This window comes from Tabrizicola sp. M-4, assembly GCF_051132405.1.
In the GTDB taxonomy this organism is placed as follows: Bacteria; Pseudomonadota; Alphaproteobacteria; order Rhodobacterales; family Rhodobacteraceae; genus Paragemmobacter.
Window position 1 is genome coordinate 336,958 of sequence record NZ_CP128606.1, and the last position, 26,248, is coordinate 363,205.

Below are 26,248 nucleotides of genomic sequence, written 5' to 3' on the forward strand. Positions count from 1 at the left end.
GCATCTTGTGGAGCGTGGGCACATGAAGCGGAAATCGGCATATCCCTATTGGTTCGTGCTGCCTGCGGCGGTGGTCTTCGTGACGCTGTTCCTCGTGCCGACGGTCGCCAGCTTCTGGTTCAGCCTGACGCGCTGGGACCTTTTCGAGGCTGAGTTCATTGGACTGGAAAATTACCGCCAGTTCTTCCGCGAACCGTTCCTGATACAGGGCCTCTTCAACACACTGATCTACGCTTTCGTCACCTCGGGCGCGAAGACGGTTCTGGGCCTGCTGCTGGCCGTGCTGTTGACGGGGGGGATCTGGTTTCAGGGATTCCTGCGGTCTGTGGTCTTCTTTCCGGTCCTCGTCTCCACCATCGGCGTCGGCATCACCTTCGCGGCGCTGATGCACCCGACGCGGGGCGTGATCAACCTCGGCCTCGCTCAGATCGGCATCGACGGGCCGGCATGGCTGTCGGATCCGACTCTGGCGCTCTATTCCGTCGCGCTGATCGACATCTGGAAGGGCGTGGGCCTTGCCACGCTGATCTACATCGCCGGGCTGGCCGCCATCTCGCCGGATTATTACGAGGCGAGCCGGATCGACGGCGCGACACGCTGGCAGCAGTTCTGGCGCGTGACCGTGCCGCTTGTGCGTCCCGCGACGGTGACGGTGGTGACGCTGTCGCTCATCAGTGGCCTGCGGTCCTTCGATGTGATCTGGGCCACGACGCGGGGCGGGCCCGGCTTCTCCTCCGACGTTCTGGCCAGCGTGATCTACAAGCAATATCAGGCGGGGTTCTATGGGCTGTCGACGGCCGGGAACGTGATCCTGTTCCTCCTCATCGCCCTCATCATCCTGCCCATGACATGGTGGTTCAACAAACGGGAGATCGACCTGTGAGCCTTCGCCGCGACGCCGCGCGACAGCGCAACATCGGGATCGCCGCGCTCTTGGTCGCGACGGTGATCTTCATCCTGCCGTTCCTCTACATCTTCTTCATGGCGGTGAAGACAAAGCAGGAAGCGGCGCTCTTCCTGTTCGACTGGCCGGATCAATGGCAATTCTGGCAGAACCTGACCGACGTGGTGAAGACCCGCAACTACATGCTTCTGCTGGCCTATTTCAATTCCACCGTCATCACGGTCGGGGCGGTGACGCTGCTCGTCATCTTCGGTGCGATGGCGGGCTATGTGCTGCAGCGACGACCGTCCGGGTGGAACAAGCTGATCTATGCCTGCATCCTGATCGGCCTCATGGTGCCGCCCGCCGTGGTGCCCACGATCTGGGTCCTGCAGGGACTGGGCCTGTTCAAGACGCTTCATGGCATGGTCCTGATCCAGGTGGCCTACGGTCTCGCCTTTTCCGTCCTGCTCTACCGCAGCTTCATCGCCACGATCCCCCGCGATCTGGACGAGGCCGCGATCATCGACGGCGCGCGCCCGTGGCAGGTGTTCTTCCGCGTGATCCTGCCTTTGCTGAAACCCGTCACCGTCACGCTGATCGTGGTGCAGTCCATCACCATCTTCAACGATTTCACCAACCCGCTCTACTACCTGCCGGGGAAGGAGAACGTGACGGTGCAGCTTACCCTCTTCAACTTCCAGAGCCAGTTCCAGAGCCAGTTCAACCTGCTCTTCATGAACATCCTCCTGGTGACGATCCCGCCTCTGCTGGTCTTCGTCTTCTTCAACCGTCAGATCGTGGCCGGGATGACGGCCGGTGCCGTGAAAGGGTAGCGCATGGGTGGGACCACATCCTCGGTCGTCCTGAAGGACATCCGCAAAAGCTTTGGTGCGGTGGACGTGATCAAGGGCATCGACCTGACCATCGAGGCAGGCGAATTCTGCGTCTTCGTCGGACCGTCGGGCTGTGGGAAATCCACGCTCCTGCGGCTGATCTCGGGGCTGGAAGAGGCAACGTCCGGTGTGATCGAGATCGGCGGGCGGGACGTGACCGACGCGGAACCCTCGGCGCGCGGCATCGCGATGGTGTTCCAGAGCTATGCGCTCTACCCGCATCTCAGCGTGCGCGACAACATAGGCTTCGGCCTCTCGCTGGCGAAGACTCCCAAGGCCGAAATCAAGGCCAAGGTCGAGGCGGCGGCCGAGGCCTTGCAACTTACGCCGCTTCTGGACCGCAAGCCCAAGGCGCTTTCTGGCGGGCAGCGACAGCGGGTGGCGATCGGGCGGGCCATCGTTCGCGACCCGCAGGTCTTTCTGTTCGACGAGCCGCTGTCGAACCTCGATGCGGCGCTGCGGTCGCAGATGCGGATCGAGTTGAGCGACCTTCACCGCAAGCTGGGGGCGACCATGATCTACGTCACCCATGATCAGGTCGAGGCGATGACGATGGCCGACAAGATCGTGGTGCTGAACGCGGGTCGGGTGGAACAGGTCGGCACGCCGATGGAACTCTACAACGCCCCTGTCTCGCCCTTCGTCGCCGGGTTCATCGGCAGTCCGAAGATGAACCTCTACGATGGGGCATTGGCCGGAGAGGACTGCCGAACCTACGGCATCCGGCCCGAACACCTGCGCATCACAGAGGACAAGCCGCGCTGGACAGGAACAGTCCGCCATGTCGAACGGCTGGGGGCAGACACCATCGTCTATCTAGACGTTCCCAGACTGGGCGAAATGGTGATCCGCGCGGATGGCGAGCAGTTTCCCAAAGTCGGATCAACCTGTGGTGCATCACCTGTTTCGGGCAGGGAATTCCGGTTCCTGTAGCCGGCAGCGTTCCGATCCTTCGCCGTTGAGTGATGACGGTCTGCCTTCCGCCCGGCTCAACGCTCACCTCATCCGCGAAGTCGCGTGCAGCGTCGGTTTGGTCGAAGGTCCACGGTGGTTAGGCCAAGGATTAGATTGTTGCTTGGTGGTTTGTTCAAAGAGACCGGATAGTCCGGGGCAGGGTGGGTCGGTGGACAGGAGGCTGCGCCTTGTCAATCCAGCAACTTCCCGCACTCCGCCCAAGACGACCTGTCTGGAACAAGGGGCGTATCGTCGGTCAGAAGAGGCCACTCGCACCAAAACACGCCTGTTCGATATGCGCCCGCCTCGAAATGGCAGACAAGCGACGAGATCTCGCCCTCTTCAACACCTCCTTCAACACCTCCATCGACAGCAGGCAACGCGGATGCGATCCGGTGCGGATGAAGGTGCGTGATGTCTACGCATCTGGCTCCATCAATGATTCAACGGGCGGAAAGCGGTCCTTCGCAAATGTAACACCATGGTCCGGGATCGGACCTGCGGGGAACGGATATTTCCAACAAAAATAATCAGCTTTACGGAAAGTATTTTTGTCGGGTATAAATCGGGCATCACGCCGAGGCCCCATGTCGCAACCCCAGCTCACTTATTTCCCCTTCGCGCGCCCACCGGCCCGCTGCAATGCACCGCAGGTGGAGCCCATTCCCTGCCACGATGCGGTCGATCTGACCAAGGGTGGGCCTGTCGCGCATATCCGTCTGAACGGGCAGCACTATGCCCTGCGCATCACCCGTCAGGGCAAACTGATCCTGACCAAATGACGAAAGACCCCACCATGAAGCGCACCCTTGCCGCCGCCCTGCTTTCGACTGTCCTTGCTGGGACCACTGCCCTCCCGGCACTGGCCGCCACGCAAGAGGAGGTGGTTGTTCACTACGCCGACCTTGCCGCCGCGAAATACTCCGACAGCCTGACCGCCGCTCGCGCACTGCTCGCCGCCGTCGATGCATTGATTGCCAACCCTTCCGACACGACGCTGACAGCCGCCCGCACGGCCTGGATCGCCGCCCGCGTTCCCTATCAGCAGACCGAGGTCTTCCGCTTTGGCAACGCTGTTGTCGACGACTGGGAGGGTAAGGTCAACGCCTGGCCGCTGGATGAGGGTCTGATCGACTATGTCGCCGCCGACACCGCGACGAATGAGGAAAACGCGCTTGCCGGGCTGAACGTGATCGCCACGCCGAAATTCACCCTGTCAGGGGCCGAGATCGACGCCACCGCCATCACCCCGGCATTGATTTCCGAGGCCCTGCACGAAGCGGATGGGATCGAGGCCAATGTGGCCTCGGGCTATCACGCCATCGAATTCCTGCTATGGGGACAGGACCTGAACGGAACCGGCCCCGGCGCGGGCAACCGTCCCTTTACCGATTTCCTGCAGGCTGACGGCTGCACCGGGGGGAACTGTGACCGCCGCGCCGCCTATCTGAAGGCCGCGACGGAGCTTCTGGTGTCGGATCTTGAATTCATGGCCGCTGCCTGGGCCGAGGGCGGCGAGGGCCGTGTTGCCGTGACCGCCGACTCGCAGGCCGGGCTTCTGGCCATGCTGACCGGCATGGGCAGCCTGTCCTACGGTGAACAGGCGGGCGAGCGGATGAAGCTGGGCCTGATGCTCAACGACCCCGAGGAGGAGCATGACTGCTTCTCCGACAACACGCACAACAGCCATTACTACGACGGGCTTGGCATCCGGAACGTCTATCTCGGCACCTATACCCGCCTTGATGGCACAGTGATGACCGGACCTTCGCTTTCGGACCTTGTCGCCGAAAAGGATGCGGGCGTGGATGCGCAACTGAGGGCGGAGCTCAACGCCTCTGTCACCGCGCTGGCCGCGATCAAGGCGGCGGCCGAGGGCGCGTTCGCTTATGACCAGATGCTGGAAGCCGGCAACGCCGAAGGCGAGGCGCTGATCATGGGGGCGGTCAACGCGCTGGTGACGCAGACCGCCTCTATAGAGCGCGCGGTCACCGCCCTTGGGCTGGAGAAGGTCAGCTTCGAAGGGTCCGACAGCCTCGACAATCCCTCGGCCGTCTTTCAGTGAGCGCGCGATGATCGTCTGCCATTGCCAGTCCATCAGCGACCACGACATCCGCGCCGCGGTGGAGTGGATGCGCGCCTCTGACCCCGAGACGATCATCACGCCCGGCAAGATATACCATGCCCTTGGCAAGCGGGCCGATTGCGGCGGCTGCATGCCGCTGTTCCTTGCGACGATGAAGGGCAACCGCAGCTTCCGCGTGCCCAGCCGGGAGGAGGTGCCGGTTCTGCGCGCGCGTTCAGCCACCCACGAGAAACACCCGACTGTTTCTGTAAGACTCTGATTTTTCGCGCATTTCCTGCGCTCTTGCATTGGACAACTCGGCCCTGCCGCCCTATCCTTGCGGCAAGGGTCAAGCCACTGCCAAAGCGCATCAGCCAGGCCCGTTTCCATTCATCACGGAGGCGGCCATGAAGGGCGACGCAAAGGTCATCGAATATCTCAACGCGGCATTGCGGTCGGAACTGACCGCCGTCAGCCAGTATTGGCTGCACTTCCGCCTGCAGGAAGACTGGGGCTATGGCCATGTCGCGGCGAAAAGCAGGGCCGAAAGCATCGAGGAGATGCACCACGCCGACAAGCTTATCGCGCGGATCATCTTCCTCGAAGGCCACCCGAACCTGCAGAAGCTTGACCCTCTGCGTATCGGCCAAGACCTTCGCGAAACGCTTGAGGCCGATCTGGCCGGCGAACATGACGCGCGCAACCTGTATATCGAGGCGCGCCGCCATTGCGACGCAGTGGGCGACTATGTCTCGCGCGCACTCTTTGATGAGCTTATCGCGGACGAGGAAGGCCATATCGATTTCCTTGAAACCCAACTTGGCTTGTTCGACCGTCTCGGCGCCGAGAAATACGGGATGCTCAACGCCAAGCCAGCCGATCAGGCGGAATGAGACGCACGGTCACAGCATCTATTTTCCGATTGAATTAGTCGGAAAACTGGCGTTCAAACGGGGGCGAGAGGATTTCGTCATGCTCCGCCCCCTTCTTCTTCTCTGCATCGCCACCCCCGCCTTCGCGCAGGATCTGGACGACCGCCACCTGCCCGTGGTTCCCCGCACTGCCGACGAAAGCGCCCGGATCGCGGCCATCCTTGCGCCGCCTACGGATTTCACCAAGCCCGAGCCGTTCGAGGACAAGCCTGCCGGCGCAGCCACCGTCAGGGCGCGGATGAACACCGACGCCTTCAGCCAGTTCTCGGCCAACATGCCCTTCGCGCATGAGATGGACTTCAAGCTGGGCAATGCGCTGTTCCGCAAATCCTGGGTCGCCTCGCCTGCCTCCACCCTCGCGTCGGACGGTCTGGGGCCGTTCTACAATGCCCGGGCCTGTCAGGATTGCCACCTGAAGGACGGGCGCGGTCACACGCCAGAAGGGCCCGAGGATGGCCGCGTGTCAATGTTCCTGCGCCTGTCGGTGCCGGGCGCCACGTCTCCCGCCGATATCGAGGAGTGGCTGGCCACCGGCCCCGAGCCCACCTATGGCGGCCAGTTGCAGGATTTCGCTGCCCCCGGTCACGCGGCCGAGGGTCGGATGGAGATCAGCTGGACCGAACAGCCGGTCACGCTGGCCGATGGAACGGTGGTGTCGCTGCGTGCTCCGGCCTATGCCGTGTCGGACTTGGGCCATGGTGCCCTGCATCCCGACACGATGCTGTCGCCGCGCGTGGCTCCCCAGATGATCGGCCTTGGCCTCTTGGAAGCGATCCCTGCCGCCGACATCCTTGCGCTTGCCGACCCTGACGATGCAGATGGCGATGGCATCTCGGGCCGGGCGCAGATCGTGCCTTCGGTTGAATTCGGAGTGCCGATGCTGGGCCGCTTCGGCCTCAAGGCCGGGGCGCCGACGGTCAAGGAACAGTCCGCCGGGGCCTTTTCCGGCGACATGGGCCTGTCCACCCCGCTGCACCCAGACCCGTGGGGCGATTGCACGGTTGCGCAGGCAGAGTGTCGCGCAGCACCGCATGGGCAAGAGGCGGGTCTGCGCGATGGGCTGGAGGTCGATGCCGCCAGCCTTGATCTTGTGACCTTCTATTCCCGCAACCTTGGCGTTCCGGAACGGCGGGGGGTGGATGACCCCACCGTGCTGCGCGGGAAAGAGGTGTTCCATACCCTAGGCTGTGCCTCTTGCCACACGCCCAAGCATGTGACCCACCGGCTGGAGGGGCAACCCGAGCAAAGCTTTCAGCTGATCTGGCCTTATACCGATCTTCTGCTGCATGACATGGGCGAGGGGCTGGCCGACAACCGGCCCGAAGGCCGCGCCACGGGGCGGGAATGGAAGACCCCGCCGCTTTGGGGTATCGGGTTGACGCAGGCGGTCAGCGGACACACCCAGTTCTTGCACGATGGCCGCGCCCGTAGCCTGCTGGAGGCGATCCTCTGGCATGGGGGTGAGGCGCAGTCCGCCCGGGATAGGGTGGTGACGCTGCCCGCCGATGACCGCGCCGCCCTGATCGCCTTTCTGGAAAGCCTGTGATGCGTGCTGCCCTGACCGCCCTGTGCCTGCTGATGCCGCTGCCCGCCTTGGCGGATGTTGCCGAGGTGGTAAAAGGCCACATCCTGCCCGGCTATGACCAGCTGGTGGCGGAAAGCGGGGCGCTGGCGGAACTGGCCCGTGAAACCTGTGAAACGGAACGTCTTGCCCCCGCATTCCATGCCGCCTTCGATGCTTGGATGGGCGTGCAGCACCTCCACCTTGGCCCGGCCGAGGATGAGGGGCGGAGCCTCGCCATAGTCTTCTGGCCTGATCCCAAAGGATTAGGCCGCAAGGCGCAGCTTGCCCTGCTGACCGGCGATCCAACGAAATTTGCCCCTGAAGCCTTTGCCGATCAGTCGGTCGCGGCGCGTGGGCTGACCGGGCTGGAACGCCTGCTCTGGCCCGAGGCACCGCTGCCCGCCGATCCCTGCCCGCTGATCCGTGCCACGGCATCCGACTTGGCCCGCCTTGCCATTGAAATCCGCGATGGCTGGACGAACGGCTATGCCGAGCTTCTGCTCACGGCCGGGGCGGCGGGAAACACCGCCTATCTTTCGCCCGACGAGGCGAGGCAGGCGCTGTTCACCCTTGTCGTAACCGGGCTGGAACACCTGCGTGACCAGCGCCTTGGCCGCCCCTTGGGCACATTTGACCGCCCAGCCCCGGAAAAGGCCGAGGCCCGCGCCTCTGGCCGCAGTCTGCGCAATGTCGAGCTTTCCCTGCTGGCCCTGCGCGACATGGCGGCTGCACTGAGTGCATCCTCCCCCAAGACTCTGTCTGCGCTGGACCGTGCCGTGGCCTTGGCAAAGGGCATCGACGATCCGGCCCTTGCCGGCGTTGCCACACCCGCGGGGCGCCTGAAGGTCGAGGTGCTGCAGCAGTCGGTCGAAGCCGCGCGCCTTGCCGCGGTAGAGGAACTTGGGCCCGCCCTTGGTGTTGGCCTTGGCTTCAATGCTCAGGACGGTGACTGATGGCCACGCGACGCGGATTTCTGGCCGGGCTGGCCGCCCTTACCCTGCCGGTGCCCGGCTGGGCCGACGTGGGTAGCCCGCGCTTTCTGGCCGCGGGCAAACAGGACGAACGCTTCGTGCTGCATGGCCTGTCGGGAACTGGCGAGACCACCTTTTCCATCGATCTGCCGGGGCGCGGCCATGCCGCCTGCGCCCATCCCACGCGCCCGGTTGCCGTTGCCTTTGCCCGTAGGCCAGGCACATTCGCCGTCGCGCTGGATTGTCTGACAGGTGCAGTCATCGCCCGGCTTTTCCCGCCGGAGGGGCGCCAGTTCAACGGCCATGGCGTCTTTTCGGACGATGGCAAGCTCCTCTTCACGTCCGAAGTGGTGGCCGAAACCTCTGAGGGCCGCATCGGTCTATGGCGCTTCCCGGACTTTCAGCGTATCGGTGAATGGGCCTCGGGCGGGATCGGCCCGCATGACGTGAAGCGATTGCCCGAAGGCCGGCTTGTGATTGCCAATGGCGGCATCCGCACCGACCCGCAGGACCGGAGCAAGCTGAACCTCGACAGCATGCGCCCGAACCTGACCCTTCTTTCCGCAGATGGCGGCATCGAGGCGCAGGCCGAACTGCCCGCCGACCTCTGGCAGAACTCCATCCGCCATCTGGCGGTGAATGCCGTCGGCACCGTCGCTTTCGCCATGCAATGGGAGGGCGACCTTTCCGAACCTGTGCCGCAACTTGGCCTGTGGCAACCCTTGCGGGCGAAGCTGCAGACCTGCCCGCCTGATGCCGCCGGGACCTTCCGGATGAAAGGTTACGCCGGATCCATCGCCGTGACAGACGGGGGTCTGATCGCACTTACGTCGCCGCGCGGGGGCGTTGTGATGATCCACGATGCCGAAGGACGGCATCTGGCGACCCATGCCCGCGCGGATGTCTGCGGTATCGCCCCGGATGGCGAGGGGTTTCTCGCCAGCGATGGGTCCGGCGCGCTTTGGTCCTGCACTGCGCAGGCCATCACCCCGTTGCGCCGCACGGGGCCGCAATGGGACAACCACCTGATTGCGCTTGTCTGAAGGGCGATGTGCTTTCCAGAGCAATGCTCACCTGAAGTCTGTCGCCACCTTTGGACTTGATGCACTCAGAGACGATTGATGCTGACAAACTGGGCAGACGTGCCCCTTCGGCGGGGGGCGGCTGCGGGTGACGGCGTGGTGCCGAAGGACATGACGGTCACCATGCGGCGACCTTCCTGCCCAAAGACGGGGCGCGGGTACGGACGGGCAGCCCGGCGCGCCGGTCCAGATGGTCGCGCAGGGTCAGGGCCGCGGGCCAGGGGCCGAACCCGCTGGCCACGTTGATTTGCCCGGCAAGGCCGAGGTCGACCAATTCAGCACCCCAGACCTTGGCCAGATGGCTGCTTTGACCAACAGTCATCCAAGGGTCGTGGCGGCTGGCCACCACCGTTGCGGGCACGCCGAGGATGCGGTCCGGCTACGGCGGGCCACCGCTCGACCGCGGCTCCGACTCTTTTCCTTACGCGCGCGACGGAGGCGCGGGGGAAAGATCTCACCTCTGGCGGGCCTGTCGGGAGGCGATATCCTCCCAATCCGTTCCGGCTGCTCAAGGGATAGTTCCGATCCAAAGCGGTCCTTCGCCGCAGCAGACACCATAGGCAGGGATGCCTCGTTCGGCGCTCCCCATGTCTCGCGCGCCCCATCGATCTGCGGCAAAGGGAAACTGACGATCCTGAGGCCTGCTTTTTCGCGGGCGCGCATGTCGTCCGCAAAGGCCGATATGGACGACTTCGTTGCGCCCCGGAATGAGGCGCAATCCTTCGGGACCGGTGATCCGAACAACCCATCGTCCCCGAAGGAACGGACGTTCTTCTGCAGCCTGAAGCGTCGTCCCGGAGCGGCCACCACGCCAAACCCTTGCCCGCTAGGGGCTTCCCGCATCTCAACGACATGAAGGGGAAAAGGTGAGAGGCTGGACAACGACCCAAGCGGGGCTCGTTACGGCTGCTACCTTCCGGTCCTGACCGGGTTGGCGAGGCGCTCGCCCGCGCCAACCTCTCGACCGCCGATATAGGCCCACGCCCCCGGATTCGCAAGCGCCACCCGCAGACCCAATGGGCGGGCCGCGCAAGACGGTGGCCTGAACCCCGGCGCTGCATTACCCTCGCCCCCGGCAACCAAGGGAGGCGCGCCATGCCCGGCACCATCCGCATCGACTGGCCCGAACGCGGCACCCCCGACCTGCCGCCACCCCTCGCGCTGTCCGAACTGGCCGCCCGCCTTGCCGCCCTGCGCGCCGCCGCCGCCGCGCGGGGCCTCGACGCGGTGGTCGTCTATGGCGACCGCGAACATGCCGCCAATCTGCACTGGCTCACCGGGTTCGATCCCCGCTTCGAAGAGGCGGTCCTTCTGGTCACCCCCACCGACGCCCTTCTCCTCGCGGGCAACGAATGCCTGCCTTATACCGAAACTTCTCCCCTCGTCGCCGCGGGCCTCATCCGCACCGCGCATTGCGCTTCGCTCTCGCTGCCCTCGCAACCGCGCGGCACCGCGCGCCTTGCCGATCTGCTGGCCGGAGCGCTGCCCAAGGGCACCCTCGGGGCCATCGGCTGGAAATGGTTCGGCCCCGACGAGGTGGAGGATCCCGCCACCGCCCTCGACATTCCCGCCTTCCTTGCCGATCCCCTCCGTCGCCATGCGCGCCGGGTGGAGAATGTGACGGACCTCCTCATGCATCCCGCGCATGGCCTGCGCGCTCGCGTGGATGCCGCCGAGATCGCGCGTCTGGAATTCGCCAACCACATGGCCGCCGCCGCCCTGCGCCGCATGGTGCATGCCTTCCGCGAAGGGCAGACCGATTTCGCCGCTGTCGAGGCCGCGCGCATCGGCGGCCTGCCGCTTGGCTGCCATGTCACCTTCGCCACCGGCGGGCGGGCGGCGCAGGGCCTGTCGGGCCCCACCGGGCAGCGTCTGACCCTCGGTTCCCCGATCAGTTTCAACATCTGCCACTGGGGCGCCAACATCTGCCGCGCCGGATGGGTGGCGCGCGGCGCGGCGGACCTGCCGCCCGCCGCCGCCGATTACCTTGAAACCTTCGTGCAGCCCTACATGCAGGCCATGTCCGACTGGTGCGCGATGATGCGCCCCGGCGTCGCAGGCAGGGCGGTCTGGGAGATGATCCAGCGCCGCCTGCCGTCCGCCACCTTCGGCATCACCCTGAACCCCGGCCACCTCATCGGGTTGGACGAATGGATGTCGTCCCCGATCTGCGCGGGCTCCGACATCCCGCTCGCCTCGGGCATGGCGATGCAGATGGATGTCATCCCCGGCCATCCCGTCTATGGCTCCACCCGGATGGAGGACGGCTATGTCATCGCCGATGCCCAACTGCGCGCGTCCCTCGCCCGCGACTTCCCCGAAGTCGCCGCCCGCTGCGAGGCCCGCGCAAGGTTCCTGCGCGAGGTGATCGGGATGGACTGCCCCGAAACCCTCCTGCCCCTTGCCGATACCTGCGGGATCATCGCCCCATGGCTGCTCGATCCCGCGCAGGTCATGGTCGTCTAGGCATGCCGCTTCCGTCGCAGGCCGTTAAGGGTCTGTTCACGAAGTGAGTCGCGAATCTGGTTAACGCCAGAAATTTCCGGAACGTTGCGGCACAGGGCGGGTGTACAGTTTGCGGTACTGTTTTCGGTACGCTCTGCCCGGCGGGTTTTCGAAAGTTAATCCAGCGTCCGCAAAGGGTTGCGTTGCACTCAGATCAACCCGGCCGCCCGCGCCCCCGCCAGAAGGTCTTCCGCCAGATGCCGCGCAAAGCGCCCGTCGGTCGGCGCGACATCCGGCACCTGAACCACCACGCATCCCGCCCGGTGCGCCGCTTCCGCCCCCACGTCGCTATCCTCGAAGACAAGACAGCGCGCCGGGTCCACCCCCAACCGCTCCGCCGCCAGCAGATAGGGTTCCGGTGCGGGTTTCGGGTGGCGCACGTCATCGAAGGTGACGACGGTGCGGAAATGATGCGCGATGCCTGCAAGGCCCAGCTTGTGATGCGCCCCCTCGCGCCCCGTAGAGGTGACAAGGCCAAGAGGATGCTCAATCATTTCAAGAAGTTGCGTCGCGCCCGGTTTCAGGGGAAGGCCGCCTTCTATCGCCCCGTCAAAGGACACGCGCCAAGCGGCGTGAAAGGCCTCAAGGTCGATCCCCGGCATATGGCCCCGAATGATCTCGGCCGCCTGCGGCCCGGCCTTGCCCACAAGGCCATGCATGAACCCCTCGTCCACGCGATGCCCGACCTCGGCAAAGGCGCGCAATCCGGTCGTCACCGCCAGACTCTCGGTATCCACCAGCGTTCCATCCAGATCGAAGAATACAGCGTCGAACATCGGCCACTCCTGCGGGTCTGGCCGTTCCTACCCCATCACACCCAAAGACGAAAGCGCCGGAACCCCGCCGCGCCCCCCTGCGTGACCTCGGGCCGAAGGGCAGCCAGATCGGCCAGATGCCTGACGGATTCTTCTGCAGAATCAAAGGTTACGCTGCTTCCGACCGGCTCATATGCCCAGCGGAACGTGTCCTCGGCAAAGGGCCGTTGGGCCTCTGCCAGAAAGTCCGCCAGCACTGCGCGGGACAGCTTGCGATCATCCAGGATCACCCGGTCCGGACGGCACCCTGCAAAACCGCCACTTCCGGCCGAACGGAAACTGTTGGTCGCCAGAACGAACCTGTCCTGCCGCCGGATGGGTTGCCCCAGATAGGATAACTCCTTGATTCTTCTGCTCTCCTGCAGCCGCTCGCCATTCAGGTCAAAGCGTGGCGGTCGGGTCAGGTCGATGCGGAACGACAGCTTGTCGATCAGGTCGAAGTCGAAACTCGGGCAGTCCTCCTGCACCAGCGGCACCTCCCTCCCGCCCGGCGTCAGCGTCGCGAACTGGATGACGGCCCGTTCCAGCCAATCCACGATGTCCGCACCTGTCACGATCAGGGCCACCACGGTATTCGGAAAGGGATAGATGTCCGCCACATGCCGAAGGTTCAGGTCACCGGGCGGAATATCCGTGAAATGCGACGCCCCCCCGCGCCCCCCGGCCCGGAAGGGGGCTGCCGCCGAAAGCAGGGGCAGCTCTGCCCAGGCCGTGCCCCCCAACGCCCTGCGCACGTGCCCGGCCTGGGCTGCGGCAACCAACCTCACGATATCGCAGGGAAAAATCCGTGAAAAGTAACTGTGCAGATGGTCCGTCGCCTTGCCGATCCGTTCCCCGTACCAGCGCCGCGCGGCCGCATGGGCCTGCCCGCAGGCCTGCTGCACACGCGCATGCGGGCCCGGTCCTGCATCCGGCAGCAAGACCTCGGCCCGCGTGTCGCCAAGTTGCCAGCGCTGCCCGTCATGACGCAGCGACAGGTCGATCCGCCCCAGATGCGACCCGAAGAAACCGGGCATCACGGCGGGCTTCTCCAGTCCCTTCGAAGCCCCGCCATCCCGCCTCTCCGTCCCTGTATCGGTCGCGGGATAGACCAGATGCGAATGGCCAAGGATGATAGCATCCGCCCCCGATGTCCGGGCCAGTGGTTCGGCGACGTTCTCCGGCACCGCCTCCACCCGCATAAGCCCTTGATCCGCCTGCATTCCTGTATGCGCCAGCAGGACCACCAGATCCGCCCCCGCCCGGCGCAGGGCCTCCACCGCTTGACGCGCGGCCGGAACCGCCGCCGATGCCGTCACCTGCCCGTCGATCTGCGTCGCCTCCCAGACCGTGGTCTGCGGCGGGGCGATCCCCGTGATGCCTATCGTGATCGGGCGGCTTCGTCCCTTGCCATCGGAAATCACCTTCTCGATCAACACGGATGCCGCCACCAGTGGCGTGTCGGTCGTCGATTCCAGATTGGCCGAAACCACCGGGAAATCCGCATCCGATATCGCGCGCCGCAGCAGGCCAAGCCCGTGGCTGAACTCATGGTTCCCCAGCGTTGCTGCGTCGTAACCCAATGCGTTCATTGCGGAAATCATCGGATGGACGATATCCTCGCCAACCTCCGCCGCCCAATCGCCAAGCGCGCTGCCCTGCAGGAAATCGCCATTGTCCACCAGCAGCGTATTGGGGCACTCCCGCCGTGCGGCATCGATCAGATGCGCCAGACCGGACAGGCCGACACCCGCCTTGGGGCGATCGGCATGGTAATCCCAACCGAACGCATGGGCATGCAGATCGGTCGTGGCAAGAAGTCTGAGCGTCGCCTTCAACATGGCTGGCACTTGAACCGGAACGGGAGCCGCGAAACGACATCCGCAAAGTCAATAATGTAAATCCAACATTACATTCAAAATGTCCATTTTGACAAGAAGGCATGGTCGAGGGTGATGAATTTGCACTGGCCCGCCGGGCATGGCATCACGGTGCGCAACCATCCCTTGGGGCGCGGCACATGCGAATTGCGGAAACGGTGACTTTCGGAGGATCCGGGCTTGATCGCGCGGCGGCGATCCGGGGGGATCAGAACCGGCTCGACGCGCTTTATCCGACTGCGCGCATCCTGCCGGTCTGGCGCGGCAAACCGCTGAGCGCGGATGGGGCGGGCCTTGGCTGGGTCGCGGCAGGAAGTCCGGTCCTGGCCCATGCGCAGGCCGCGATCTTTTTGGGGTTTGATGGCGAAGCCCCTGTATTCGCTCAGGATATTTCCGACTGGTCGCCCGAAGCCGGGGCCGAGGCGGTGGAGCAGGGCTTTCTGGATGCGTCCGCGCAGCACCATCCTTCCCTGTCGCGGGATCTGGCTTTCCGCGAGTTACGCGCCGTGATGGCGGCCCTTTCCGCGCGGGACGCCGAACTTGCCGCCACGGCGAAGGCGGTGCTGCAATGGCACCGCAGCCATGGTTTCTGTTCGACCTGTGGGTCGGCCTCCGTCATGGCCGAGGGCGGCTGGCAGCGCCGCTGTCCCGCCTGCGGCACGGCGCATTTCCCGCGCACCGATCCGGTGGTGATCATGCTGATCACCAAGGGAAATTCCGTCCTCGTCGGGCGTAACTCGAACTGGCCCGAGGGGATGTATTCCCTGCTGGCAGGCTTCATCGAACCGGGCGAGACGCTGGAGGCGGCGGTCCGCCGCGAGGTTTTCGAAGAGGCGGGCATCCCCGTCGGGGCCGTGCGCTATCTGGCTAGCCAGCCCTGGCCCTTTCCGGCCAGCCTGATGTTCGGCTGTGCGGGCGAGGCGCTGGATGACCGCATCCAGATCGACAGGAACGAACTCGAAGATGCCTGCTGGGTGACGCGCGAGGAAATGGTCGCGGTGATGGCGGGGCGGCATCCCCGCATCAAACCCGCGCGACGTGGGGCGATTGCGCATTTCCTGATTGCGAACTGGCTGTCCGACAGGCTTGATTAGGCGCTCCCCTATCAGGCAGGGGGGGTTGTGACGTTACATGTGGTTGAGGCGGTTGCCGCGAGGCAAGTCGGTGCAGGAATGAAACTTAACGGTCGAACAGATATCGGTGCCCCCGTAGCCTTCGTCTTCTCGTCGCTCTCGGATTTCGAGGCATGGGAGAGGGCTGCCCTGCGTCGCGGAGCGGATGTCCACCGCACCGACAAATTGCGCCTGCCCGCTCCTGGAATGACATGGCAGGCCCGCTTTGCCTGGCGCGGCCGCGAGCGGCAGATGCAGGTCAGGCTGACGCAGCTTGTGCCGACCACCGGCATGGAACTGGCATTCGACAGCCCTTCCGCGACAGGTACGCTCCGGATCGAACTGGTGGAATTGTCGGCCCGCAGGACGCGCATGATGATGCATCTCGATGCCAAGCCGCGCACCCTTGCGGCCCGGCTGTTCATCCAGTCGATGCGACTGGCCAAGCGGCGCGTCCAGAGGCGTTATGACGCCCGCCTCGCCGCCATAGCGCAGGATATCGAGCAGCGCTTCGCTGGGCAGCCGACGCTGTGATGGGTCAGCCGCGCTCGCGGTCGGCGGGATAGACCCCGAGAATCGTGCAGGCCGAGGTGAAATACCGCAATTCATCGAAGGCCAGCTTGACGTTGGCATCTTCCGGATGGCCTTCGATATCGGCGTAGAATTCCGTCGCGGTGAAGCTGCCGCCGACCATGTAGCTTTCAAGCTTCGTCATGTTCACGCCATTCGTGGCAAAGCCGCCAAGCGCCTTGTAGAGGGCGGCGGGAATGTTGCGCACGCGGAAGGTGAAGGTCGTCATCATCTTGCCGTGCCCACGGCGCGACAGATCGAGGTCGCGGGACATCACAAGGAAACGGGTGGTGTTGTTGGCCTGATCCTCGATATGCCGCGCCACCACGTCCAGACCATAGATATCAGCGGCCAGCTCGCTGGCCAGTGCGGCGCGCTTCGGATCTTTCAGTTCCGCCACTTCCCGCGCCGCGCGGGCATTGTCGCTGCTGACCTTACCCTTGATGCCATGCGCCTTCAGGAAACCCGCGCATTGCGGAAGGATCACCACATGGCCATGCGCCTCGGCGATCTGATCCAGCGTCGCGCCGGGAACACCCAGCAGGTTGACATGCACCCGGACGAAAGCCTCGTCGACGATGTGCAGCCCTGCCTTGGGCAGAAGGCTATGGACATCCGCCACCCGACCATAGGTGGAATTCTCCACCGCCAGCATGCCAAGGTCCACCTCGCCCGACCGGGTCAGTTCGACGACATCCTCGAATGTCTGGCAGGGTACCACCTCCATTCCGGGGCGTGCCTGGGCACAAGCCTGATGGGAATAGGCACCGGGCTCTCCCTGAAAAGCTATGCGTCCGGTCATGTCGATCAGGCTCCGCCATCGAAAAACCCCGCAACAGGGGCGATTGGTCGCGCTACTACACCTTGAAACCCAAGGGGGGAAGCGGATACATACCCGCGCAAAGGACGACCAAGGGAACGCGCGCAATGTTCGACACGATGACGATGACCAAGGCCACCGGGGCGGTTTGCGGCTCGCTTCTGGTCTATCTCCTTTCTGCTTGGGCGGCGGAGTCGCTCTATCACGTCGGGCATGACTCGCATGGCGGGGAAGAAATCGCGCAGGCCTACACCATCGACACAGGCGCGGATGAAGCCGCGACCGAAACCGCAGAGGCAGGCCCGGACTTCGCAACCGTCTTTGCCGCTGCCGATGTGGCGGCGGGTGAAAAGGTCTTCGCCAAGTGCAAATCCTGCCACAAGCTTGACGGTGGCGACATCACTGGTCCGCACCTGAACGGCATCGTTAACAAGAACAAGGGCACGTCCGCCGGCTATTCGTATTCCGAGGCGCTGGCTGCCCTTACGGCTGATGTCTGGTCACCCGAGAACCTGAACGGTTTCCTTGAAAATCCCAAGGGTTACATGCCGGGTACAAAAATGTCCTTCGCGGGTCTGCCGAAGGTCGAGGACCGCGCGAACCTGATCGCCTATCTGGCGACGACCACGCCGTAATGCAGCCTATTCGGTTGTTCGCTAGGGCCGCTTCCGCAGGGAAGCGGCCTTTTGCATTTGCCTGAAACCCGGTCATTTGGCGTTGGAACGGCGCCGATTGTGCGTGTTTCACGCAAACGCAACTTGTGACGGGCGTGGGTGCGCTCTAGCTTGCAGAAAACAAGCGGGCAGGCAGCCGCGACAGTCAGGGGAGTATCGGGATGGCAGGACGCAAGGGCGCGCAGTCCGGTGTCGCAGTGCAACGGTCAGGGCATGTCATGCGGTGGGCTGCTGCGGGCTTTGCCGTGCTGGCATTGGCAGGCTGGGCCGTGGCTGCACGGGCGCAGGAAGTGACCGTTGCCCACGCGATCACCACCTTCGGCGATCCCCCTAAGTATCCGGCGGATTTTGCGCAACTCGACTATGTCAATCCCGATGCGCCCAAGGGAGGCGAGATATCGCAATGGGCCTTTGGCGGCTTCGACAGCCTGAACCCTTATTCCTTGCAGGGCCGCGCTGCGGCTCTTTCCAGCGCGCCTTACGAATCCATCCTGACCAGCACTGCGGATGAGATCGGCACGTCTTACTGCCTGTTGTGTGAAACGATGGAATTCCCTGCCGACCGGTCATGGGTGATCTTCAACCTTCGCCCCGAAGTGACCTTCTCCGACGGCACGCCGATGACGGCGGATGACGTGCTGTTTTCCTATCAGACCTTCCTTGCCAAGGGCCTGACGGATTTCCGCACCGTGCTGGCCGAACAGGTGGAAAAGGCCGAGGTGCTTGGCCCGCATCAGATCAAGTTCACCTTCAAGACCGGCATACCGACCCGCGACCTGCCTTCCGAAGTGGGTGGCCTGCCCATCCTGTCCAAGGCGCATTACGAGGCGAATGGGCTTGATCTGGAAAAATCGACACTGACCCCCTTCCTCGGCACTGGCGAGTACATGCTCGACAGGATGGAGGTCGGCAAGTCGATCACTTGGAAACGCAACCCAGATTACTGGGGCGACGATCTGCCGATAAATCGAGGGCGCGGCAATTTCGACAGCATTCGCATCGAGTATTACGCTGATTACGATGCCGCTTTCGAAGGCTTCAAAGGCGGGGACTACACCTTCCGGACCGAGGCGTCCTCCATCACATGGGCGACGCGCTATGACTTCCCCGCTCTCACCAATGGTTGGGTGAAGAAGGAAGAGGTGCCCTCTGGCGCAAAGGCAAGCGGGCAGGCTTTCCTGTTCAACCTGCGGCGCGAAAAGTTTCAGGACCCTCGTGTGCGTGAGGCGTTGGGCCTGATGTTCAACTACGAATGGTCGAATGCCACGCTGTTCTACGGGCTTTATGACCGGATCGATTCCGTCTGGGAAAACTCTTGGCTGGAACCCGAAGGACCGCCTTCGCCGGAAGAGGTGGCGCTTTTGCAACCCCTTGTGGATGAGGGGTTGCTTGCCGCCTCCATGCTGACCGATCAGCCGGTTCCTGCCCCCACCAGCGGCGAGCGTCAGCTTGACCGCGCAAATCTGCGCGCCGCGTCGGCCCTGTTGGATGCGGCCGGGTGGGCTGTGGGCGATGATGGCCTGCGCCGCAACGCTGCGGGCGAAGTGCTGCGGGTGGAATTCTTGAACGACTCGCCATCCTTTGATCGCGTAATCATTCCCTACGTCGAAAACCTCAAGGCCCTTGGAGTAGATGCCGTCCTGACCGGCATCGACAATGCCCAGATGGAAAGCCGCACCCGCCCGCCGTCCTATGACTTCGACATCGTCGTGGGCAATGCCCGCTCGGGCTATATTTCCGGCTCTGAGTTGAAGCAGTTCTTCGGGTCGGAGACCGCCGATGTTTCCTCTTTCAACCAGATGGGTCTGAAATCCACTGCCGTGGACAGAATGATTGAGGTGGTCATGGCTGCGCAGTCGATGGACGAATTGACAGTGGCGACCAAGGCGCTTGATCGCGTGCTGAGGGCGGAACGTTTCTGGGTGCCGCAATGGTACAAGGCCACGCATTGGGTCGCCTATATCGACATGTACGACCGCCCCGCTAATCTGCCGCCCTACGCCTTGGGCGAGCTTGATTTCTGGTGGTTCAACGCCGAAAAGGCCGAAGCCCTGCGCGCTGCTGGCGCCATCAGATAACCGGAAGGCCAAGCTCCGAATGGGTGCCTATATCCTGAGGCGGCTTCTGCTGATCATCCCGACGCTGGTCGGGATCATGGTCATCAACTTCGCACTGACGCAATTCGTGCCGGGCGGCCCCATCGAACAGGTGGCGGCCCGCCTGGAGGGCGATGGTGATGCGATGGAGGTCGTGTCGGGCGGTGGCGATGCCGGGGCCGAGATGCAGGGTCAGGACGGCTATATCGGCGCGCGGGGGCTGCCGCCGGAATTCCTTGCGCAACTTGAGGTGCAGTTCGGTTTCGCCCGCATCGTCTGCGAAGAGGGTTATGTGGGTGAGCCGTCGGTCACCGCGCCGGAGTGCCAGAAGGAGATGATCCCCGCCACGGAACGCTTCTTCATCATGATGTGGAATTACATCCGCTTCGATTTCGGCGAGAGTTACTTCCGGTCCATCGAGGTGGTCGATCTGGTGATCGAGAAGATGCCCGTTTCCATCACGCTGGGCCTGTGGTCCACGCTGATTGCCTATTTGATCTCCATCCCGCTGGGCATCCGCAAGGCCGTGCGCGACGGCACGCCCTTCGACACATGGACCAGCGGCGCCATAATCGTGGGATATGCTATCCCCGGCTTCCTGTTCGCCATCCTTCTGCTGGTGCTGTTCGCAGGGGGATCCTACTGGAAGATCTTCCCGCTGCGGGGCCTGACATCGGACAATTGGGAAGAGCTTTCGCTGCTGGGCAAGGCGGGTGATTATCTTTGGCATATCGCCTTGCCGGTCATCGCTTCCACGATTTCCAGCTTTGCCACGCTGACCCTTCTGACGAAGAACAGCTTCCTTGACGAAATCAAGAAGCAGTATGTCATGACGGCCCGCGCCAAGGGGTTGACCGAGGCGCGGGTCCTTTATGGGCATGTGTTCCGTAATGCGATGCTGATCGTGATCGCGGGTTTCCCGGCGCTGTTCGTGGGCGTTTTTTTCGGCGGCAGCCTGATCATCGAAACAATATTCTCGCTTGATGGGCTGGGGCAGTTGGGCTTTCGAGCGGCGGTGGAGCGGGATTATCCCGTGATCTTCGGCACGCTGTTCTTCTTTGGCCTGATCGGCCTGATCATGGGGATCATCTCTGACCTGATGTATGTCTGGATCGATCCGCGGATCGACTTCGGCACGCGGAGGACATGATGGCGCTGTCCCCGCTGAACCAGCGCCGCTGGCGCAACTTCAAGGCAAACCGCCGGGCCTATTGGGCGCTGTGGGTGTTTCTGGTGTTGTACGGGATCACCCTCTTTGCCGAAGTGATCGCGAATGACCGCCCCCTTCTGGTGAGCTATCGGGGCGAGTTGCACACGCCTTTCATGACCTTCTATCCCGAAACCGCCTTCGGCGGAGACTTCCGCACCGAGGCGAAATACACCGATGTCGAGGTGCAATGCCTGATCAAATCCGGCGGCAGTCTTGATTGTTGGGACGATCCGGAAGGGGTGATCGCGCAGGTCGAGGCGGGCACGCGCGCGGCGGCGGACCCGGAATTCGTCGAGGGCTGGATCCTCTGGCCGCTGATCCCCTACAGCTACAACACGATCAACGATCTGGACGGTCCCGCCCCTTCGGCCCCGGACGCCAACCACTGGCTTGGCACCGACGACACGGCGCGGGACGTGCTGGCGCGGGTGATCTATGGCTTCCGGCTGTCGGTGAGTTTCGCGCTGATCGTGACGCTGATCACATCCGTCGTGGGCATCGCGGCAGGGGCGGTGCAGGGCTATTTCGGCGGGTTGACCGACCTGATCTTCCAGCGCGTGATCGAGATCTGGGGGGCGACGCCCAGCCTTTACATCATCATCATCGTGGCGGCGATCTTCACAATGGATTTCTGGCTGCTGGTGGGCCTTATGGTGCTGTTCGGCTGGACAGCGCTGGTGGGGGTCGTCAGGGCCGAATTCCTGCGGGCGCGCAACTTTGAATATGTGCGCGCGGCAAAGGCACTTGGCGTTTCGGACCCGGTCATCATGTTCCGCCATGTCCTGCCCAATGCGATGGTGGCGACGCTGACCATGCTGCCCTTCATCATCACCGGCACCATCGGCAGCCTTGCCACGCTGGACTTCCTCGGCTTTGGCCTGCCTGAAAGCGCGCCGTCGCTTGGCGAACTTACCCAGCAGGCCAAACAGAACCTGCAGGCGCCATGGCTTGGCTTCACCGCCTTCTTCACCTTTGCCATCATGCTCAGCCTTCTTGTCTTCATCTTTGAAGGCGTGCGCGATGCCTTCGACCCCAGAAAGACCTTCCGATGACCGCTGTGCTGGAGGTCGACAACCTGCACGTCCGGTTCCGTCAGGATGGCCGGGTGATCGAGGCGGTGAAGGGCGTGACCTTTGCCGTGGGCAAAGGCGAGACAGTTGCTCTGGTGGGGGAAAGCGGTTCGGGCAAGTCGGTGACTGCGCTGTCGACCGTATCCCTCTTGCCCGATAGTGCTGCCGTCGCGGGTTCGGTACGCTATCTCGGGCGCGAGATGGTAGGGGCGTCCGAGGCCGAATTGCGGCGGGTGCGCGGAAACGACATCAGCTTCATCTTCCAAGAGCCGATGACGAGCCTGAACCCGCTGCACACGATCGAACGGCAGTTGGGTGAAAGCCTTGCCTTGCATCAGGGACTTTCGGGCGATGCGGCGCGGGCGCGGATCGTCGAATTGCTGGGCAAGGTTGGGATCGCGGATGCCGAAAGCCGCCTTGGTGCCTATCCGCATCAGCTTTCGGGTGGGCAGAGGCAGCGCGTGATGATCGCGATGGCGCTTGCCAACGGGCCGGAACTTCTGATCGCGGATGAGCCGACAACGGCGCTGGACGTGACGATCCAAGCGCAGATCCTTGATCTTCTTGCCGAGTTGAAGGCGAAAGAAGGTCTCAGCCTGCTCTTCATCACCCATGATCTTGGCATCGTTCGCCGGATCGCGGATCGTGTCTGTGTCATGCAGGGTGGCGAGATTGTAGAGCAGGGGCCGGCGGCCGAAATATTCGCCAATCCGCAGCATCCCTATACGCAGAAGCTGTTGGCGGCCGAGCCGAAAGGGGTGCCGGACCCCATCGCCACGGATGCACCCGAAGTGGCGCGGACGGAGAATCTGCGTGTCTGGTTCCCCATCCAGCGCGGGCTGCTGCGGCGGACGGTCGGGCATGTGAAGGCGGTCAACGATGCCACCCTTTCCGTGCGCGCGGGCGAAACGCTGGGAATCGTGGGCGAAAGCGGATCGGGCAAGACGACGCTGGCACTGGCTGTGCTGCGCCTGACTCCGTCCGAGGGCCGTGTCGTTTTCATGGGGCGCGAGTTGAAGGATATTCAGGGCGCAAGCCTGCGGGCGCTGCGCCGCGACATGCAGGTGGTGTTTCAGGACCCGTTCGGGAGCCTGTCGCCGCGCATGACCGCAGAGCAGATCATCGCGGAAGGTCTTGGCGTGCATGGGGTGGAACCGGGCCGCGACCGCCGCGAGATGGTGGCCGAGATCATGGCCGAGGTGGGCCTCGATCCGGCATGGATGGGGCGTTACCCGCACGAATTCTCGGGCGGGCAGCGACAGCGGATCGCGATTGCAAGGGCGATGATCCTGCGGCCGAAGCTCGTGGTGCTGGATGAGCCGACCAGCGCGCTGGACATGACGGTGCAGGTCCAGATCGTCGATCTGCTGCGATCATTGCAACGCAAGTGGGGTTTGGCCTACATCTTCATCAGCCACGACCTGCGCGTGGTGAAGGCGTTGTCGCACAGGGTGATGGTGATGAAATCTGGTGATGTGGTCGAGGCGGGCGCGTCTGAAGAGGTGTTTGGTGCCCCGAAAAGCGAATACACTCGAGCCCTGATGGCTGCGGCCTTCGGGGGGCAAGGGCATTGAAGGTTCTTCTGGTCCACCAGAATTTTCCCGGACAATTCCTGCATCTGGCCCCCGAACTGGCCCGGCGCGGGCATGAGGTGCTGGCCCTGACCGATATCAGGAACAAGCGAGAGACGGGCATCCGGACCCTGCGATACAAGCACGATGCGCCTGCGGTCGATCCGGGGGCCTGCCGCCTTGGCCGGAACTATACGCAGCAAAGCGACCGGGGCGTGACCGTGGCCCGCGCCTGCCTGCAGTTGCGCAAGGATACGGGCTATGTGCCCGACGTGATCTTCGGACATTCCGGTTGGGGCGAGACGCTGTTCCTGAAGGAGGTCTGGCCCGAGGCGAAGCTGATCGTCTATGCCGAGTTCTACTATCGCGGGCGCGGTGCGGATGTGGGGTTCGACCCCGAGGCGGGTGCGGCGGGTTTCGATCAGGTGATGATCGCGCAGGGCCGCGCGGCGCATCTTGGGCAGGCTCTCCTGCATGCCGATGCCGGTGTGTCGCCGACGGATTGGCAGGCCTCCACCTATCCGCCCGCGCTGCGGCAGATGATCGAGGTGATCTTCGACGGGGTCGATACCGATGCCATGCGGCCAGATCCTGCGGCACAGGTGACGTTGCCTGATGGGCGCGTGCTGCGCGCGGGGGATGAGGTTCTGACCTTCGTGAACCGGAATCTGGAGCCCTATCGCGGATATCATACGTTCATGCGGGCTTTGCCCGATGTTCTTGCGGCGCGGCCCGCGGCGCAGGTCGTGATCGTGGGCGGCGATGAGGTCAGCTATGGCCCGGCACCCAAGGACGGGCGGCGGTGGAAGGACATCCATCTGGACGAGGTGAAGGATCGGCTGGACCTGTCGCGGGTGCATTTCCTTGGCAAGGTGCCCTATCCGACCTTCGTGTCGCTGATGCAGGTGAGCCGGGCGCATGCCTATCTGACCTATCCCTTCGTGCTGAGCTGGTCGATGCTGGAGTCGATGGCGGCGGGGGCCTTGGTCATCGGGTCGGATACCGCACCGGTGCGCGAGGTGATCCGGCACGGCGAGAACGGGTTGCTGATCGATTTCTTCGATATTGCGGGGTGGTCCCGGACCTTGACCGAGGCCTTGGCTGAGCCGGAGCGGTTCGTTCCGTTGCGCAAGGCCGCGAGGCAGACGGTTCTGGAGAGATACGATCTGCGGACCATCTGCCTGCCGCAGATGGTGCGGATGGTAGAGCGTTTCGTCCCCTAGATCGCGGCGGAGTGCTGGGCCTTGGACTGGTCGTAGGCGTCGAAGGCGCGGGCGATCATACGGGTCAGGGGGCGGGCCTTGGGCGGGATGGCGAGGCCTGCGCCGTCGATTTCGACCCAACCGTCGAAAGCGGTGGCGGCGGCGCGGAACAATTCGTCAAGGCGTTGATCGGAAACGCCGAAGTCCCTCTTCAACTCGGCCCGGTCGACGCGGAAGTCGCACATCAGTGCCTCGATGATCCTTGCGCGCAGGAGGTCTTCGCCCGCGAAGACATGGCCGCGATGGGTTGAGAACAGCCCTGCGCGGATGGCCTTGGTGTGGTCGGAGGTGCCCGAGACGTTCTGGGCGTAGCCTTGCGGGAAACGGCTGATGGAGGATGCGCCAAGGCCGATGAGGACCGGGGCGGTGTCGTCGGTGTAACCCTGGAAATTGCGGCGCAGGGTGCCGTTGCGGGCGGCGATGGCCATACCGTCGGTGGGGCGGGCGAAATGGTCGATGCCGATTTCCTGATAACCGTCCCATGTGAAAAGCTGACGCGCGGTTTCGAACAGGCGCAGGCGTTCCTCGGGGGTGGGCATGGCGTCCGAAGGGATCATCTGCTGGCGGCGGCTCATCCACGGGACATGGGCATAGCCGTAGAGAGCGACGCGGTCGGGCGAGAGTGTCAGGAGTTTCTGGACGGAATCCGCGATCCTTGCTCGGGTCTGGTGCGGCAAGCCGTACAGGATATCGGCGTTCAGGCTGGCTACGCCGCGGGCGCGGATCATGTCGGCGACGCGTTTGGTCAGTTCGTAACTTTGTTCCCGGCCTATGGTCTTCTGGATTTCCGGATCGAAGTCCTGCACCCCAATGGAGGCGCGGTTCATGCCAGCGGCGGCGAGGGCGTCGAGGCGGGCTTCGTCGATCTCGTTCGGGTCGATCTCGACGGAGAATTCGGCGCCGTGGCCCATCGGGACCGCATCGAAGATCGTTTCGGCAAGGTCGCGCATCATGTCGGCGGGCAGGAGGGTGGGCGTGCCGCCGCCCCAGTGCAGGCGCGAAAGGGTGATGCCGGGGGCGAGGTTGCGCTTGAGAAGCGCGATCTCGGATTTGAGCGTCTGGGCATAGGCGCGGACGGGTTCGTCCGAGGAGGTGCCCTGCGTGCGGCAGGCGCAGAACCAGCAAAGCCTGCGGCAGAAGGGCACATGCAGGTAGAGCGAGATCGAGGCCCCGGCGGGAACCGCCTGAATCCACTGGGTAAACTGCTCTGGCCCAACGCCGCCGCCGAAATGGGGGGCGGTGGGATAGCTGGTGTAGCGGGGCACCCGCGCGTCAAAAAGACCGAGGCGCATCAGTTGCGATTCATGGTTCATTCGAATACCATTATGAGACGTAAG

General features: G+C 63.8%; 24 protein-coding genes and 1 other RNA gene. 19 read left to right on the forward strand and 6 right to left on the reverse strand.

Annotated features, from left to right (window positions below):
- Positions 1-22: 22 nt before the first annotated feature.
- The 10 genes from TabM4_RS01730 to TabM4_RS01775 all read left to right on the forward strand — a co-directional run bounded on the left by TabM4_RS01730 (position 23) and on the right by TabM4_RS01775 (position 9,308).
- Positions 23-883, forward strand: coding sequence for a carbohydrate ABC transporter permease (locus TabM4_RS01730; protein WP_434617532.1), 861 nt, complete (start codon positions 23-25; stop codon positions 881-883).
- Positions 880-1,719: a carbohydrate ABC transporter permease gene (locus TabM4_RS01735; RefSeq protein ID WP_434617535.1), complete on the forward strand. Its 840-nt coding sequence runs from the start codon at positions 880-882 to the stop codon at positions 1,717-1,719. The genes TabM4_RS01730 and TabM4_RS01735 overlap by 4 nt, the downstream gene beginning before the upstream one ends.
- 3 nt (positions 1,720-1,722) lie before the next feature.
- Complete coding sequence (locus tag TabM4_RS01740; RefSeq protein ID WP_434617538.1) at positions 1,723-2,712, forward strand: ABC transporter ATP-binding protein; 990 nt, start codon at positions 1,723-1,725, stop codon at positions 2,710-2,712.
- 608 nt (positions 2,713-3,320) lie between these two features.
- Entirely contained in the window at positions 3,321-3,515 is a 195-nt protein-coding gene (gene hemP, locus TabM4_RS01745; protein WP_434617541.1) for a hemin uptake protein HemP, read from the forward strand.
- Between the two features lie 14 nt (positions 3,516-3,529).
- On the forward strand, positions 3,530-4,798 hold the full coding sequence (locus tag TabM4_RS01750) for an imelysin family protein (RefSeq protein WP_434617544.1): 1,269 nt from the start codon (positions 3,530-3,532) through the stop codon (positions 4,796-4,798).
- Between the two features lie 7 nt (positions 4,799-4,805).
- Complete coding sequence (locus tag TabM4_RS01755) at positions 4,806-5,078, forward strand: (2Fe-2S)-binding protein (protein WP_434617547.1); 273 nt, start codon at positions 4,806-4,808, stop codon at positions 5,076-5,078.
- Between the two features lie 127 nt (positions 5,079-5,205).
- On the forward strand, positions 5,206-5,691 hold the full coding sequence (bfr, locus tag TabM4_RS01760; RefSeq protein WP_434617550.1) for a bacterioferritin: 486 nt from the start codon (positions 5,206-5,208) through the stop codon (positions 5,689-5,691).
- 79 nt (positions 5,692-5,770) lie between these two features.
- Positions 5,771-7,276 (forward strand): di-heme oxidoredictase family protein, encoded by a 1,506-nt coding sequence (locus tag TabM4_RS01765; protein ID WP_434617553.1) that lies wholly within the window; start codon positions 5,771-5,773, stop codon positions 7,274-7,276.
- Positions 7,276-8,247 (forward strand): imelysin family protein, encoded by a 972-nt coding sequence (locus TabM4_RS01770; protein WP_434617556.1) that lies wholly within the window; start codon positions 7,276-7,278, stop codon positions 8,245-8,247. The genes TabM4_RS01765 and TabM4_RS01770 overlap by 1 nt, the downstream gene beginning before the upstream one ends.
- A complete protein-coding gene (locus TabM4_RS01775) occupies positions 8,247-9,308 on the forward strand; it encodes a DUF1513 domain-containing protein (protein WP_434617559.1) in 1,062 nt (353 codons plus the stop codon). The genes TabM4_RS01770 and TabM4_RS01775 overlap by 1 nt, the downstream gene beginning before the upstream one ends.
- Positions 9,309-9,465: 157 nt before the next feature.
- Here TabM4_RS01775 and TabM4_RS01780 read toward each other — a convergent pair whose 3' ends face one another.
- Together TabM4_RS01780 and ffs are read right to left on the reverse strand one after the other, a co-directional pair.
- Positions 9,466-9,708, reverse strand: a complete 243-nt coding sequence (locus TabM4_RS01780) for an alpha/beta hydrolase (RefSeq protein WP_434617562.1) — start codon at positions 9,706-9,708, stop codon at positions 9,466-9,468.
- Positions 9,709-10,212: 504 nt separating this feature from the next.
- Positions 10,213-10,309, reverse strand: an RNA gene (gene ffs, locus TabM4_RS01785) — signal recognition particle sRNA small type.
- Between the two features lie 133 nt (positions 10,310-10,442).
- Here ffs and TabM4_RS01790 point away from each other — a divergent pair.
- Positions 10,443-11,813, forward strand: a complete 1,371-nt coding sequence (locus TabM4_RS01790) for a M24 family metallopeptidase (protein WP_434617565.1) — start codon at positions 10,443-10,445, stop codon at positions 11,811-11,813.
- A 188-nt stretch (positions 11,814-12,001) separates the two neighbouring features.
- On the opposite strand, the gene TabM4_RS01795 is transcribed toward TabM4_RS01790, so the two are convergent.
- On the reverse strand, positions 12,002-12,628 hold the full coding sequence (locus tag TabM4_RS01795) for an HAD family hydrolase (protein ID WP_434617568.1): 627 nt from the start codon (positions 12,626-12,628) through the stop codon (positions 12,002-12,004).
- Between the two features lie 35 nt (positions 12,629-12,663).
- A complete protein-coding gene (locus TabM4_RS01800) occupies positions 12,664-14,487 on the reverse strand; it encodes a 5'-nucleotidase C-terminal domain-containing protein (RefSeq protein WP_434617571.1) in 1,824 nt (607 codons plus the stop codon).
- A gap of 179 nt (positions 14,488-14,666) precedes the next feature.
- On the opposite strand from TabM4_RS01800, the gene nudC reads away from it, so the two are divergent.
- Together nudC and TabM4_RS01810 are read left to right on the forward strand one after the other, a co-directional pair.
- On the forward strand, positions 14,667-15,620 hold the full coding sequence (gene nudC, locus TabM4_RS01805) for an NAD(+) diphosphatase (RefSeq protein WP_434617574.1): 954 nt from the start codon (positions 14,667-14,669) through the stop codon (positions 15,618-15,620).
- A 78-nt stretch (positions 15,621-15,698) separates the two neighbouring features.
- On the forward strand, positions 15,699-16,172 hold the full coding sequence (locus TabM4_RS01810) for an SRPBCC family protein (RefSeq protein WP_434617577.1): 474 nt from the start codon (positions 15,699-15,701) through the stop codon (positions 16,170-16,172).
- Between the two features lie 4 nt (positions 16,173-16,176).
- Here the strand turns inward: TabM4_RS01810 and TabM4_RS01815 are convergent, their stop codons facing one another.
- Positions 16,177-17,010 carry a prephenate dehydratase gene (locus TabM4_RS01815; protein WP_434617580.1) on the reverse strand — a complete coding sequence of 278 codons (834 nt, stop codon included), beginning with the start codon at positions 17,008-17,010 and terminating at the stop codon, positions 16,177-16,179.
- A gap of 125 nt (positions 17,011-17,135) precedes the next feature.
- Here TabM4_RS01815 and TabM4_RS01820 point away from each other — a divergent pair, with 125 nt between their 5' ends.
- The 6 genes from TabM4_RS01820 (at position 17,136) to TabM4_RS01845 (ending at position 24,872) form a co-directional block, all read left to right on the forward strand.
- On the forward strand, positions 17,136-17,663 hold the full coding sequence (locus tag TabM4_RS01820) for a c-type cytochrome (RefSeq protein WP_434617583.1): 528 nt from the start codon (positions 17,136-17,138) through the stop codon (positions 17,661-17,663).
- Between the two features lie 200 nt (positions 17,664-17,863).
- Positions 17,864-19,780 (forward strand): extracellular solute-binding protein, encoded by a 1,917-nt coding sequence (locus tag TabM4_RS01825; protein WP_434617586.1) that lies wholly within the window; start codon positions 17,864-17,866, stop codon positions 19,778-19,780.
- A 19-nt stretch (positions 19,781-19,799) separates the two neighbouring features.
- Positions 19,800-20,948 (forward strand): microcin C ABC transporter permease YejB, encoded by a 1,149-nt coding sequence (locus TabM4_RS01830; protein WP_434617589.1) that lies wholly within the window; start codon positions 19,800-19,802, stop codon positions 20,946-20,948.
- Positions 20,948-22,060: an ABC transporter permease gene (locus tag TabM4_RS01835; protein WP_434621880.1), complete on the forward strand. Its 1,113-nt coding sequence runs from the start codon at positions 20,948-20,950 to the stop codon at positions 22,058-22,060. The genes TabM4_RS01830 and TabM4_RS01835 overlap by 1 nt, the downstream gene beginning before the upstream one ends.
- A complete protein-coding gene (locus TabM4_RS01840; protein ID WP_434617592.1) occupies positions 22,057-23,652 on the forward strand; it encodes an ABC transporter ATP-binding protein in 1,596 nt (531 codons plus the stop codon). Before TabM4_RS01835 ends, TabM4_RS01840 begins: the two co-directional genes overlap by 4 nt.
- Positions 23,649-24,872 (forward strand): glycosyltransferase family 4 protein, encoded by a 1,224-nt coding sequence (locus TabM4_RS01845; RefSeq protein ID WP_434617595.1) that lies wholly within the window; start codon positions 23,649-23,651, stop codon positions 24,870-24,872. Before TabM4_RS01840 ends, TabM4_RS01845 begins: the two co-directional genes overlap by 4 nt.
- Here TabM4_RS01845 and hemN read toward each other — a convergent pair.
- Positions 24,869-26,224, reverse strand: a complete 1,356-nt coding sequence (gene hemN, locus TabM4_RS01850; RefSeq protein ID WP_434617598.1) for an oxygen-independent coproporphyrinogen III oxidase — start codon at positions 26,222-26,224, stop codon at positions 24,869-24,871. The two genes, TabM4_RS01845 and hemN, sit on opposite strands and share 4 nt — an antisense overlap.
- Positions 26,225-26,248: the final 24 nt, after the last annotated feature.